This window comes from Aquaspirillum sp., from assembly GCF_055136605.1.
On sequence record NZ_JBSQVP010000030.1, the window covers coordinates 18,938 to 30,683 of the forward strand.

13 protein-coding genes are annotated in these 11,746 nt (G+C 48.9%); 9 read left to right on the forward strand and 4 right to left on the reverse strand.

Features of this window, described 5'->3' with window-relative positions; translation table 11 throughout:
* The first annotated feature begins 99 nt into the window (after positions 1-99).
* Genes ACTBZS_RS06855 through hemH form a run of 4 tightly spaced genes read left to right on the forward strand, consistent with a single transcriptional unit; the run spans position 100 to position 5,012 of the window.
* Entirely contained in the window at positions 100-1,494 is a 1,395-nt protein-coding gene (locus ACTBZS_RS06855) for a peptidoglycan DD-metalloendopeptidase family protein (protein ID WP_463043653.1), read from the forward strand.
* Entirely contained in the window at positions 1,494-2,606 is a 1,113-nt protein-coding gene (locus ACTBZS_RS06860; protein WP_463043654.1) for an anhydro-N-acetylmuramic acid kinase, read from the forward strand. The genes ACTBZS_RS06855 and ACTBZS_RS06860 overlap by 1 nt, the downstream gene beginning before the upstream one ends.
* A 44-nt stretch (positions 2,607-2,650) precedes the next feature.
* Entirely contained in the window at positions 2,651-3,865 is a 1,215-nt protein-coding gene (locus ACTBZS_RS06865) for a DNA translocase FtsK 4TM domain-containing protein (RefSeq protein WP_463043655.1), read from the forward strand.
* Between the two features lie 49 nt (positions 3,866-3,914).
* Complete coding sequence (hemH, locus tag ACTBZS_RS06870) at positions 3,915-5,012, forward strand: ferrochelatase (RefSeq protein ID WP_463043656.1); 1,098 nt, start codon at positions 3,915-3,917, stop codon at positions 5,010-5,012.
* 43 nt (positions 5,013-5,055) lie between these two features.
* Here the strand turns inward: hemH and ACTBZS_RS06875 are convergent, their stop codons facing one another.
* The 3 genes from ACTBZS_RS06875 to ACTBZS_RS06885 are packed head-to-tail and all read right to left on the reverse strand — an operon-like array spanning position 5,056 to position 6,769.
* On the reverse strand, positions 5,056-5,907 hold the full coding sequence (locus ACTBZS_RS06875; RefSeq protein WP_463043657.1) for an AAA family ATPase: 852 nt from the start codon (positions 5,905-5,907) through the stop codon (positions 5,056-5,058).
* An 8-nt stretch (positions 5,908-5,915) separates the two neighbouring features.
* On the reverse strand, positions 5,916-6,332 hold the full coding sequence (locus ACTBZS_RS06880; protein ID WP_460430063.1) for a tellurite resistance TerB family protein: 417 nt from the start codon (positions 6,330-6,332) through the stop codon (positions 5,916-5,918).
* On the reverse strand, positions 6,329-6,769 hold the full coding sequence (locus ACTBZS_RS06885) for an acyl-CoA thioesterase (protein ID WP_022653215.1): 441 nt from the start codon (positions 6,767-6,769) through the stop codon (positions 6,329-6,331). The genes ACTBZS_RS06880 and ACTBZS_RS06885 overlap by 4 nt, the downstream gene beginning before the upstream one ends.
* Before the next feature lie 101 nt (positions 6,770-6,870).
* Between ACTBZS_RS06885 and ACTBZS_RS06890 the strand changes: the two genes are divergently transcribed.
* Positions 6,871-7,320 carry a universal stress protein gene (locus tag ACTBZS_RS06890; protein WP_463043658.1) on the forward strand — a complete coding sequence of 150 codons (450 nt, stop codon included), beginning with the start codon at positions 6,871-6,873 and terminating at the stop codon, positions 7,318-7,320.
* Between the two features lie 97 nt (positions 7,321-7,417).
* Here the strand turns inward: ACTBZS_RS06890 and astB are convergent, their stop codons facing one another.
* Positions 7,418-8,767, reverse strand: coding sequence for an N-succinylarginine dihydrolase (gene astB / locus ACTBZS_RS06895; RefSeq protein WP_463043659.1), 1,350 nt, complete (start codon positions 8,765-8,767; stop codon positions 7,418-7,420).
* A gap of 321 nt (positions 8,768-9,088) precedes the next feature.
* On the opposite strand from astB, the gene ACTBZS_RS06900 reads away from it, so the two are divergent.
* From ACTBZS_RS06900 to ACTBZS_RS06915, 4 genes are all read left to right on the forward strand, one after another.
* Positions 9,089-9,976 carry a helix-turn-helix transcriptional regulator gene (locus tag ACTBZS_RS06900; protein ID WP_463043660.1) on the forward strand — a complete coding sequence of 296 codons (888 nt, stop codon included), beginning with the start codon at positions 9,089-9,091 and terminating at the stop codon, positions 9,974-9,976.
* A 2-nt stretch (positions 9,977-9,978) separates the two neighbouring features.
* Complete coding sequence (locus tag ACTBZS_RS06905; protein WP_463043661.1) at positions 9,979-10,275, forward strand: hypothetical protein; 297 nt, start codon at positions 9,979-9,981, stop codon at positions 10,273-10,275.
* Positions 10,272-11,000 (forward strand): hypothetical protein, encoded by a 729-nt coding sequence (locus ACTBZS_RS06910; protein WP_463043662.1) that lies wholly within the window; start codon positions 10,272-10,274, stop codon positions 10,998-11,000. Before ACTBZS_RS06905 ends, ACTBZS_RS06910 begins: the two co-directional genes overlap by 4 nt.
* A 402-nt stretch (positions 11,001-11,402) precedes the next feature.
* A partial coding sequence (locus ACTBZS_RS06915; protein WP_463043663.1) for a hypothetical protein occupies positions 11,403-11,746 on the forward strand: 344 nt, incomplete at its 3' end.

Sequence of the window (11,746 nt, forward strand, 5' to 3'; positions counted from 1 at the left end):
AATGTGTTGTCCTAAATCACTTAACCATAGCCAAGCATTTGTTTTCTTTTGAATATCTGCCAGTCACGCTAGTTTCACCGATGGCAGCTTTCTGCTAGGATGCGTCGTTTATTAGCTATCCTGCAATGCAGCGAAACAGGCATGGATTATCGCAAACCCCTCACGCAAGCGCAAAAAGCGACTTTTCTCTTCGATCAAGATAGCCCTTGGCGCAGTCATCTTGCTTGGCTCAGTGCAACCGCGATTGTACCGGCTTTAGCGATGGCCACGGCTTTTGCGATTGCGCCCAATAGCGCCACTGACGCCACCCCCAGTCGGGAATGGATCACCGAAAGCCTCGCCCTACCCACCGTCAATACCTTGCCGATGAGTGGCAATCGCTATTGGCGAGCTGAGATTATTCAACGCGGTGACCGCTTATTGACAGTCTTGAGTCGGCTTGGCATTCAACGGGCAGACAGCACGAGTTTGTTACAGCAAGACGAGATGTCGAAAGATTTGCTCAAACTGCCAGCCGGCGCCACTTTGCATGTGCAAACCAACGACCAAGGCCAGTTATTCGCTGTGCGCTTTCTAAAAGATGACGCACAAGGTGAAACGCAGTTGGTCTGGTTGCAACGTCGCGAGGGTCATTGGCAAACCCATGCGGATGCGATTGAACCGCGCCGCTTAGAGGGTGTGGCACACATTCGCTTACAGGGGAAACAATCTTTCCAACAAGCTGCCCAACGCGCCGATCTGCCGCGAGAAGTCTTACAACAGCTGCAAGAAATTTTCTCCGACCGCATGGCACTGCAGAGCTTACGCAATGGTGACAGTGTGCAAGTGGTGTTTGAACGGTTGTATTACGAAGGCGATTTAATTGGTTATGGCCAAGTGCTGGCCGCCAATGTGCAACGGGACAAACAGACTTTCACTGCGTTTTATCATCAACATGACAGTGAATCAGGCAGCTACTACGACGGCAATGGCCAACCCTTAAAACAAGGCTTTACCGTCGAACCGGTTGAAGGGGCGCGCATTACCTCTGGTTTTGGTATTCGTGTGCATCCGGTGTTAGGGGGATTGCGGATGCACCAAGGGGTTGACTACGCCGCCGCCATTGGCACCCCTGTGCGGGCGCCTGCCGCCGGTCAGGTGGTCAGTGCCGAATATCAAGATGGCTATGGCAATGTTGTCACCTTGCGTCACCAAACCCGTTATCAAACCCTATATGCCCACTTATCCCGTTTTGGTGAACAGGCCAAACCCGGCAAAACGGTAAAAGAAGGCGACATTATTGGGTATGTTGGCAATACGGGTCGTTCAACAGGCCCGCATTTGCATTTTGAGGTGCGCGTCAATCAACAACCCGTTGATCCAAGCAGTACCGTCCTCAAAACCCCGCCTTTAAGCGGCCCAGCCTTAGCCCAATTCAAACAAGTTGGACAACGCTATCAACAGCAACTGGCCATGTTGCGACAATTGCCAGTACAACTGGCACAGGCAGAATAATGCAATTTGACTGCAATGCCGAGGATCGGTTTATTGGTTTAATGTCTGGTACCAGCCTCGATGGGGTGGATGCGGTATTAGTCCAGTTTCCTGCCCCACAGCAGGTGAGCGTGTTAGGCCGCGCCCACTTGCCTTACCCTGCCCCACTACGGCAGGCCTTATTGCGGCTACAAGACACCCATGCCGGCGAGTTACACCAAGCGGCCTGTGTGGGTAACCAATTGGCAACCTTATACGCTGAAGTAGTGGGTCAATTACTCAGCATTTGCCAACTTCCCCCCAGCGCCATCAAGGCAATCGCTTGTCATGGCCAGACCATCCGCCATGTCCCTGAACAAGGCTACACCCTGCAAATTGGCAACCCAGCACGCCTAGCCGAACTCAGTGGAATTGATGTCGTGGCAGATTTCCGCAGTCGTGATATTGCTGCTGGCGGTCAAGGTGCGCCGCTGGTGCCGGCTTTCCACGCGGCTTTTTTTGCCCATTCACAACAACAGCGGGTGGTAGCCAATATCGGGGGCATTGCCAATATCAGCATTTTATCGCCCGACCGCCCCGTGCTTGGTTTTGATACCGGCCCCGGTAATATGTTGCTTGATGGTTGGATCCAACAACAACGAGGGCTGGCATGGGATGAAGGGGGGCAGTGGGCCAGCCAAGGTCGCGTGTTACCCGATGTCTTACACCGTCTATTAGCCGAACCGTATTTCAATCTACCCCCGCCCAAAAGCACAGGCCGTGATTTATTTTCACTGGCATGGCTACAGCGTCTGTTATCTGGCGAGGAAAGCGCGGTTGATGTGCAAGCCACCTTGCTTGCGCTCACTGTGGAGAGCCTCAGTCGAGCCATTGAACATCATGCCACCGAGAGTGAAGCAGTATTCATCTGTGGCGGTGGCGCATACAACCATGCTTTGATCACCGCACTGCAACAACGACTGGCCCCGCGTTTGATTAGCACTACCGCCACCTTGGGCATACCCGAAATGGATGTTGAAGCAGTCGCCTTTGCTTGGTTAGGACACGCATTTTTTGCTGGTCATGCCGGTAACCTGCCAGCGGTGACTGGCGCACGCGGCCCACGGCGATTAGGCGCATATTATCCGGCTTAAGCCGTTATAATCCATCTCATTGCCCGTCATTGAGGATGGAAACCATGGCGCTCTTCAAACGTAAAGCAGTGGTGAAAAATCAGGCTTTACCCCCTTACTTGAGCACGTGGCTCAAGCAAAGTCGTTGGGTGCTCTATAGCCTAATCAGTGTGTATCTGATTATGGTATTAGTCAGTTACACCCCGACCGATCCCGCTTGGTCACACAGCAGCAGTAGTGATACCCCGATTACATTGGGTAATTGGGGCGGCGGCTTTGGTGCATGGTTGGCCGATTTATTATTGTATGGCCTTGGTGTATCAGCATGGTGGAGCGTGATTTTCTTCGCGTGGCAAGCCATCAATAGCCACCCACGGTGGCAACTGCGGCGTTTACTACGCTCTAGCCGTCCTGCTCGTTGGGCTGGATTTGTTTTGTTTTGCATTGCCAGCAGCAGCTTTGAAGCCATCCGTTTTCATAGCCTAACCGCCACCCTACCCTTAGCCCCGGGGGGAATTTTGGGCAATTTAATTGGTGATGGCCTAATGGCGGTGTTAGGTTTTACGCTCACCTCCCTGTTGGTGTTTATCGGCATGGGCATTGCGTTTTCGCTGTCCACCGGCTTGTCTTGGCTAGATACCGCAGAAAAAACCGGTGAATGGATTGAAAACTTGGTGTTGAGTGTTGTCCCCATCTCATCACGTCGTGCTGCACTGGACACGGTGCCAAGTACCGCTGCACCGGTTCAGCTGCAAGAACCCCATTGGGACAGCGCGCCTCTGCCACCGACATTCAGCAAAACCACTGCCGAGCCAACACTAGATCGTCTGCCCGAAGTCGAAACACCGGCTTTTGATCCCCATGCCATTTTCACCCGCACCGCCGATAGCCCTCCGCCAACACTGAAAACCACGGTCGTCGAACCAACCACGCCCACCCCACCGAAGGTTGAGCCGATTCCAGACCCCATCCCTGCGATGGTGGAAGAAGCACTACCGCCTTTGGCAACCGAGACGATCAATCCGCCAGTATTAGAAACCGCTTTGCCACAACCGGCTTTAGAACTGCCGACGTTAGACAGTGTGGCACCCACCGCGCCAGCGGTGACTCGCCACACTCGTAAAAAAGTCGAAGCAGAAAACACCTGCATTTTGCCTGATGCACCGGCTCACGAACCGTGGGAAGACACCCCGATTTTCTTGGAGCTGCCGCCGGCGGACAGTATTGAATCAGACAACACAACGACAAATAAAAAGAAAAACTCACTTAAACAGACTTGACCGATGGACATATTCGAGTCATTGTCTGGTTTTTGTCCAATACAAAATTATGAGCCATTTCCACACCGAACCTGCTTACCGACACGACCAAGTGGCTAAGCTTGGTATTCTCCTTATCAACCTCGGCACCCCCGCCGCCCCCACGGCAGCGGCCTTGCGACCTTATTTAGCCGAGTTTCTGTCAGATCGGCGCGTGGTTGAAATTCCCCCACTAGTTTGGAAATTGATTTTACACGGGGTGATTTTGCGAGTACGGCCAGCGAAGTCGGCACATAAATATGCTTCGGTTTGGCAAAAAGACGGCTCACCCCTAGCCATTTACACCCAAGCACAAACCAATAAATTAGCCGCACGCTGGCAACAGCGTTACGGTGAAGCAGTCGTGGTGCGCTATGCCATGCGTTATGGTGCGCCAGCTGTGGCTGATGTAATGGCCGAGATGAGAGCACAAGGCGTCACCCGTTTTGTGGTCTTGCCGTTATATCCGCAATATGCCGCGTCTAGCAGCGGCAGTGCTTTGGATGCGGTGTGTCGGGCATTACTGAAAAGCCGCAATATGCCGGAAGTGCATACCATTCGCCATTTTCACGATGATACTGGTTATATCGAGGCGCTCGCCCAGCGCATCGAACAGTATTGGGCCGAACATGGGCGAGGGGATCATCTGTTGATGAGCTTTCACGGTGTACCACGCTACACCCTCGACAAAGGCGACCCCTATCATTGTGAATGTCACAAAACCGGTCGATTGTTGGCTGAGCGCTTAGGGCTCGATAAGTCGGCCTACACGGTGGCATTCCAAAGCCGTTTTGGTAAGGCGGAGTGGATTAAACCTTATACCGCAGAACGGCTACAACACTTTGGCCTTGCAAAAACTCGCCGCTTAGATGTGGTATGTCCGGGGTTTGTGGCGGATTGTTTGGAAACGTTGGAAGAAATTGCGATGGAAGGTAAAGAAACCTTCCTTGAAGCAGGGGGTAGGGAATATCATTATATTCCTTGTTTGAATGACAGCGAGGGATGGATTGAGGCGTTGGATCGTCTGGTGAGCCAACACACGGCACCTTGGCTACCGCCCATCGTCCCCGACCTCTCCAGCCGGCAACGTACTCTCGACCGCGCCAAAGCCCTCGGCGCCACGGCTTAAAACGACATGCCACCCCCTGACGGTGTGGCATGGTTGTTTTGACTTATCGCCGCCAGCGCCCTGCGCTTAACAGCCGTTCCAACAAGTGCATATCTTGTTCATTTTTCAACAATGCCCCTGTCAGCGGCGGCTGTTGCTGTAGCTGCTGCGCATCCACTTCATGTGCAGTCAACAACCGCAGCCAATCTAACAATTCCGAGGTAGATGGTTTTTTCCGCAGCCCCGGGACTTCGCGCAACGCCAAGAAACACGACAGCGCTTCTTCTACCAATTCACGCTGTAAATTCGGGTAGTGCACATCAACAATCTGTTGCAAGGTCTCGCGGTCGGGAAAACGAATGTAATGGAAAAAACACCGCCGCAAGAAAGCATCTGGCAGTTCTTTTTCATTGTTTGACGTGATGATGATAATTGGTCGTTGTTTTGCTTTGACCAATTCGCGTGTCTCATAGACATAAAACTCCATCTGATCGAGTTCACGCAATAAATCATTAGGAAACTCAATATCGGCTTTGTCGATTTCATCAATCAACAAGACCGGCGCTTGTTCCGCAACAAACGACTCCCAGAGTTTGCCGCGCACAATATAGTTGCCAATATCGTGCACCCGCGCGTCACCGAGCTGTGAATCACGCAAGCGCGACACTGCATCATATTCATACAAGCCTTGCTGCGCTTTGGTGGTCGATTTAATCGGCCACACAATCAATTGCCGCGCCAAGGCACGAGCCACTTCCTCTGCCAGCAAGGTTTTACCGGTGCCGGGTTCACCTTTAATCAATAAAGGACGTTGTAAGGTAATGGCAGCATTGACTGCCATCATTAAGTCAGGTGTTGCAACGTAGCGGTCGGTTCCAGAAAAACCCACCGCCGCTGTCGTAGTAGAAACGGTCATGTCCCCTCTCATGTACGCGAAAATTCACGTTCCAGAATCTCTAAAGTGAGATGCCAGCGTTTCATCATGTGGCGCAACAAAGCCATTTCTGGTTCGCTGATGGTGTCATCGGCTTTGCACAAATCGAGTGCCAAGGCGCAAATCAGGACCCGCTTTTGATAATCGGTGATTTGATCAAACAGATAATCAACCCGCTCTGGATCAATCAGATGGATTAAGCCGTTGTCGTCAGCTTCTGCACTGATGTCGTCGCAATAACGCATCAACACTTCCAAGAAGCGTTTGCGCTCAATCCCGATCAACTCGAACAAATTCAGTTCTTCAATCGTATCCAACTCACGTTCATCCATCACGCCATCGCTGATGATAAACATGGCCAGAATGCGAGCCATCGCTTCTGGGCTATTCACGGGGTAATCTCTCATGGTTGTCTCTCTTCGCCAGCGCAGGCTTGTAGGAAGCATTCAGGCACTCGCGCCACTTTGCGTGCCTGATAATCAAAAAACACAATGCCGGTTTTGACGCGAGCAATTTCTTGCCCGTCACTGATACGACACAAACGATACAGTAAATCACAACCGTACTTATTGAAATCTGCACAGCTGACACCGACCTGTAAAACATCACCATGAAATGCCTCGGCTTTGTAAATCACAGCCGCATCGCTCATGATTAACCCCAAGCCACCGATGTCGAGTTCGGAAAATCCTAACGATTTCAGATAACGTAACCGTGCCTCGTGAGCAAGACCCAGCACTGCATCGTTGCCCAGATGGCCGCCATAGTTAATATCACGAATCGAGACGGTGATTTCGGTGTAAAACGCAAAATGTTCAGGAAGTTCAAGTGTTAAACGTGCCACAGGATGCTTTCTTATAGAGACTCATCGAAAAATGAGTGTAAGACGGTGTTTATAGTTTGCACAAGCCCCGCCCCTCATACCCACTTTGCAAAGGAAAAACCATGTATCAACGCCTCTATGTTCCAGTCGATGACAGCTACACCTCACACCGCGCGCTTGATGAAGCCGCCAAATTAGCCAAAGAATCGGGAGGAATGGTGCGCTTAGTGCATGTGGTGGATTTGGCACAGTTTGGCTGGGGCGGCAGTGAGTTTTTGGATGCCAATGAGTTGCAAAACAATATCCGCGAGGCAGGTCATAAAGTCTTGCAAGAAGCTGCCGACCGCTTGCAAGCAGCGGGTGTGCAGCATGACCAGCAATTATTAGAGAGTTGGGGCGAGAAAATTTCGGAGGTCTTACTGCAAGATGCCGAAAATTGGCAAGCCGATTTAATTGTGATGGGCACGCATGGCTGGGGCGAGTTGATGCAGTTGCTGTTGGGCAGTGTGGCCGAAGGTGTGCTACGCAAAGCCAACTTACCGGTGTTGCTGCTACGCAGCCAAGATAGCTAAGACAGCGGCACCCCAACCCAGCCCGCGCTCGCGGGTTGGGGAAAAATCATGGATGCCGGTGCCTGTTTCACCAATAGGCTTAACCCAATCAGATGATTTAGTCTTGTTGGAAGGGATAAATTGAGCCCAGCGCTAACAGTTGCGTCAGTTCGTCCAAAGCCGTCCGTGATTCTTGCAACAATGTTGGATCGGCTAAATCTTCTATGCACAGACGATCACGATAATGTCGATTGACCCAATCGGTTAGCTGTTGATAACGCTGGTCGTTGATCCACACTTGAGGATTCACCGCTGCCCGTTCGGCTTCAGTGAGTACCACGCGCAAACGCAAACACGCCGGCCCACCTCCATTTTGCATGGACTGTTGCAGGTCAAATACTTTGAGTTCGGTAATCGGATAGCGGCCAGCATTCAAGATATTCTGTAAATAGCGCCACACTTTTGGCTGTTGCTGACACTCCTCTGGCACCACCAAACACATGCTGCCATCTGGCCGACTCAATAATTGACTATTAAATAAATAACTTTGCACCGCCTCGCTCACACTGACCGCCACCGCCGGCACTTCAATCGTAATCAAATCACTCTCTATTGCCTGTAGTTTTTGCCGTAGCTCTGCTAACACCTGCTGCGGTTGATAAAAAGCATTTTGATGGAAAAACAATACATTGCGATTGCCGACGGCGATGACATCATTGTGAAACACCCCTACATCAATCGTCTGTGGCAGTTGTTGGGCATAGACAACGCGCTCTGGCGCTAAACCATGTTGACGGGCAATCGCTTGCGAGGCTTCGCGGGTTTGTCGCGCTGGAAAGCGGCGAGGCATAGGGGCGTGGGGGTCTGTCATGGCTTGGCCATAGACAAAAAAGGCAATGCCAGCTTGACCATATTCCGCACAAAAACGGGTGTGGTTGGCCGCGCCTTCATCTCCAAACCAAGCATGGCTAGGCAAGGCGGCATGATGTGCGAAGTAACGCTCATCGGCAAAAATCGCCTGTAACGTACGCGATGTTTGCGAATGTTCAATCGTGCGATGCAATTTATTGTGCAAGTTGGCAGCAGTGAAATGTACGCGACCATCTGCCGTATCAGCCGAGGGACTGACCGTCGCCGCGTTCGCTGTCCACATCGCCGAGGCAGAAGAACAAGCAGCTAATAAAAAAGGGGCGTGTTGTTGTGCTTGTATCAAGACATCGGCATCAGATCCCGTAAAACCAGCCGCACGCAGCACGGCCAATGCCGGACGCTCTTGCGGCGGCAAAACCGCTTGTGGAAAGCCCAAGTCGGCCAATGCTTTCATTTTATCCAGCCCTTGCAAAGCGGCTTCTCTGGGTGAAGAAATCGCAGCGCCATTCTCGATTGAAGCCACATTGCCATACGACAATCCAGCGTAGTGATGCGTTGGGCCGACTAAACCATCAAAATTTGCCTCATAAGCAACCATCTCTGAAGTCTCCTCATTTATTTTTCTATAGCGATGCCAAGCCGCAGCATGACAGTTGAGCGTTCTCACCCTGCCACTGGGTCACATCGAGCATAAAACAGTGCTGTGTTTCATTCTACGCAAGCCACAGCAAACAAGATTGCCCCAGCGCGACATGCTTTTCACTGATTGTCATTTTTTTAGCCAGATCGCCCAATAACATCGCTAAGACAACACCAAAGCCATTTTTTTCGCCTTTGTGCTAGAAACGACATAACCTGTCGTAACGCACTGCTATCATGCCAAGCCATTAAGCCATCATCTTTTTTCGAGGTTGTGCTCATGTCTTCCCACGATACCCTAGTGCGTCGTTTATCCGAGATGTTATTCAAGCTTAACCAAGGCGAACGCCTCGACCCTACGGCCTTGGCAGAAGAATTCGGCGTCAATATCCGCACCATCCAACGCGATTTAAATGAACGGTTTGCCTATCTTCCATTAGAAAAACATGATCGCCTGTATGCCCTTGAACCGAGTTACCTTGGCCGCCTGACTTTTCACGACATCAATCGCTTTGCTTCGCTGTCTGGTCTTGCTGGTTTATTTCCTCAAATCGATCAACACTTTTTGCGTGAGTTATTCGATCACCGTATGCAAGAGGCAATGTTGATTCATGGCCATTCGTATGAAGATTTAAGCCAACAGTGGGAATTGTTTAAACAGCTGCAACAAGCCATTGTGCAACATCGACAAGTGATTTTTATTTATCAAAAAACAGAAGGGGAGAAAGAAGTCACGGTTAAACCTTATAAGCTGATTAACCATACAGGCATTTGGTATCTGGCAGCTGTCGATCAAGATAAAGTCAAATCGTATTCTGTGGCCAAGATACAAAAACTCTTTGTCAGCCAACACACTTTTCCGCCCGATCAGACAATTTTAGACATGCTTCAGCATGAAGACAGTATTTGGCTGAATAAGCAGAAAACTGAAGTGATTTTAAAGATCAGTGTTAAAGCAGCTCATTATTTCCGGCGTCGTAAATTGATTGCAGGCCAAGTGATTGAAAAAGAGTTAGAAGACGGTGGTTTGTTAGTCTCTGGTCGATTTGCCCATCCTAATCAAATTTTGCCGATTGTCCGTTATTGGATTCCAAATGTAACGATTGTCAGCCCAGAGGCATGGCAACAAGATATGGAACAAGAATTACGCGATTATCTAAAGCAATGAGTATGGCTATGTTGCTATGGGCAGTTATTTTACTGTTGATTATTATCACAGTTTATCTGATTTTTCTTTACTTTCATTATTTCGACTCATTAACCCTAATGTTGATATTGGTGTTTGGTATTTTCTTGTTAGTGCTTTTCTATGGCACTGGCTTTGCATTAACTATCGCATCGTTATGGCTATTACAAGCATGGGGAGCGTGGCTTGGGTTTTGTTCTGTGTTAGTGAATTTATTGCTTGGTGTGGCAATGGGTTGGTTGTTGTTTGAAAAACATTTATCAAAGGAGCGTGTGAAATGATTAAAAAATCTTTGTTGGCGGTTACCGCCATGATGCTAACCGCAACGGTTTATGCAGAGCCCATTTCTGGTGTGTTAACCATTGGAAAACAACACTCGGCATTGGTTTCTGTAAGTGAGGGATCGGGTGATGTGGTGGCATATACTTTTGCCAATCAATCTAGCGTGGGAAAAGCTATTTTTAATCACTGTTTACCAGAGATGTGGTGTGAAATTGCACAACCTAAAGTTGGAACAGGGGATATTCCAAATTTGGGTTTTGATTTTACTGTGTCTGGTGGTTGGCCTTTGTTAGCAGCTAAGGGAGTCAGTTTAACAAATAGCCAAGTTTCTTATGGTGAGCGTTTGAAAACTCGTTATGGTGTTTTAAGCGTGAATGCTGATGGTAGTTTACGGTTAAACAATAAAAAATTTCTGCCTCATATCCAAGCAAATTCTTCTTTGAGTTTTGTAGGTCATTATGAAATGGGTAAAACCGATTTTGTTCTTGTGCAAAATACCGGCGGCGGCGCATGTCCGGCTTTATTTCATATTGTCAGTTTAAATCCACAAAAACACACGGGGACGGCAGAGTTTGGTACTTGTTCGGATTATTTCAGCCTCGGCAGTCTTAGCAATGATGGTTTAACGATGTATGTTGCTGATTTTAATGGCAATAAACCGAAACGGGTAACCTATCGCTTATCGCAAGGTAAGTTAACAGAGAATGGTAAAGCTGTGAAATAGGAGCACTCCGATGCCAATTCCCCCTTCACCAATCAGATATCGGTGTGTGCAATGTGGCTGGTCCACGATTACACGACCAAAGAGTGATTGTTTGTTACCAGGAGATATTATTCATCGCTGTCCGCAGTGTGAAAGCGCGAAGATTCAAAGTGAAACGCTAAATTCATCATTAGTTATGTTAAACAATCTGTTCTCGCTCATCAAAGGAGGAAATTAGCTGTATTTTTCTTGCTAAAAATCAAGAAACCCCGTTGAAATTTTTATTTTCTTTGGTTATGCCGCAAGACAAATGGCTTGTTAAGCATATAAAATCGGTGTGTTTACTGCCATTGAATTTCGAAAGTTGTAAAGAAGTTAGCTGTTTTTTTACTATTTTTTTCTAACAAAGAAAGGTTCAACATTATGCCATTACCTCTCCTCATCGGCGCAGCAGCGCTAGTCACAGCTGCATATGGCGCTAAAAAAGGCTATGACGGTTACCAAAAACACTCAGAAGCTGATGAAATCGTTAAAAGTGCAGAAGCAGATTACAATAAGGTAAAAAACATTCATTCCAAGCAAGAGAAAGAAACCACTTCATCACTTGAACGGCTTGGAAAAAAAGAATTAGAAATTGGCAAAAAGATTCATGAATTTCAAACTTTAGCAGAAAGCTTAATATCCAAACTAAATCAGAACTCGTTAAAGAAAATAGATCTTAAAATACCAAAACATGAATTACAGAAAATTGAAGAGTATAGTTACAC

Coding starts and splice junctions, on each gene's coding strand:
- ACTBZS_RS06855 (WP_463043653.1), top strand. CDS start 100: ATGCGTCGTTTATTAGCTATCCTGCAATGCAGCGAAACAGGCATGGAT.
- ACTBZS_RS06890 (WP_463043658.1), top strand. CDS start 6,871: ATGTATCAACGCCTCTATGTTCCAGTCGATGACAGCTACACCTCACAC.
- ACTBZS_RS06875 (WP_463043657.1), bottom strand. CDS start 5,907: ATGACCGTTTCTACTACGACAGCGGCGGTGGGTTTTTCTGGAACCGAC.
- hemH (WP_463043656.1), top strand. CDS start 3,915: ATGAGCCATTTCCACACCGAACCTGCTTACCGACACGACCAAGTGGCT.
- astB (WP_463043659.1), bottom strand. CDS start 8,767: ATGGTTGCTTATGAGGCAAATTTTGATGGTTTAGTCGGCCCAACGCAT.
- ACTBZS_RS06880 (WP_460430063.1), bottom strand. CDS start 6,332: ATGAGAGATTACCCCGTGAATAGCCCAGAAGCGATGGCTCGCATTCTG.
- ACTBZS_RS06910 (WP_463043662.1), top strand. CDS start 10,272: ATGATTAAAAAATCTTTGTTGGCGGTTACCGCCATGATGCTAACCGCA.
- ACTBZS_RS06860 (WP_463043654.1), top strand. CDS start 1,494: ATGCAATTTGACTGCAATGCCGAGGATCGGTTTATTGGTTTAATGTCT.
- ACTBZS_RS06900 (WP_463043660.1), top strand. CDS start 9,089: ATGTCTTCCCACGATACCCTAGTGCGTCGTTTATCCGAGATGTTATTC.
- ACTBZS_RS06865 (WP_463043655.1), top strand. CDS start 2,651: ATGGCGCTCTTCAAACGTAAAGCAGTGGTGAAAAATCAGGCTTTACCC.
- ACTBZS_RS06905 (WP_463043661.1), top strand. CDS start 9,979: ATGGCTATGTTGCTATGGGCAGTTATTTTACTGTTGATTATTATCACA.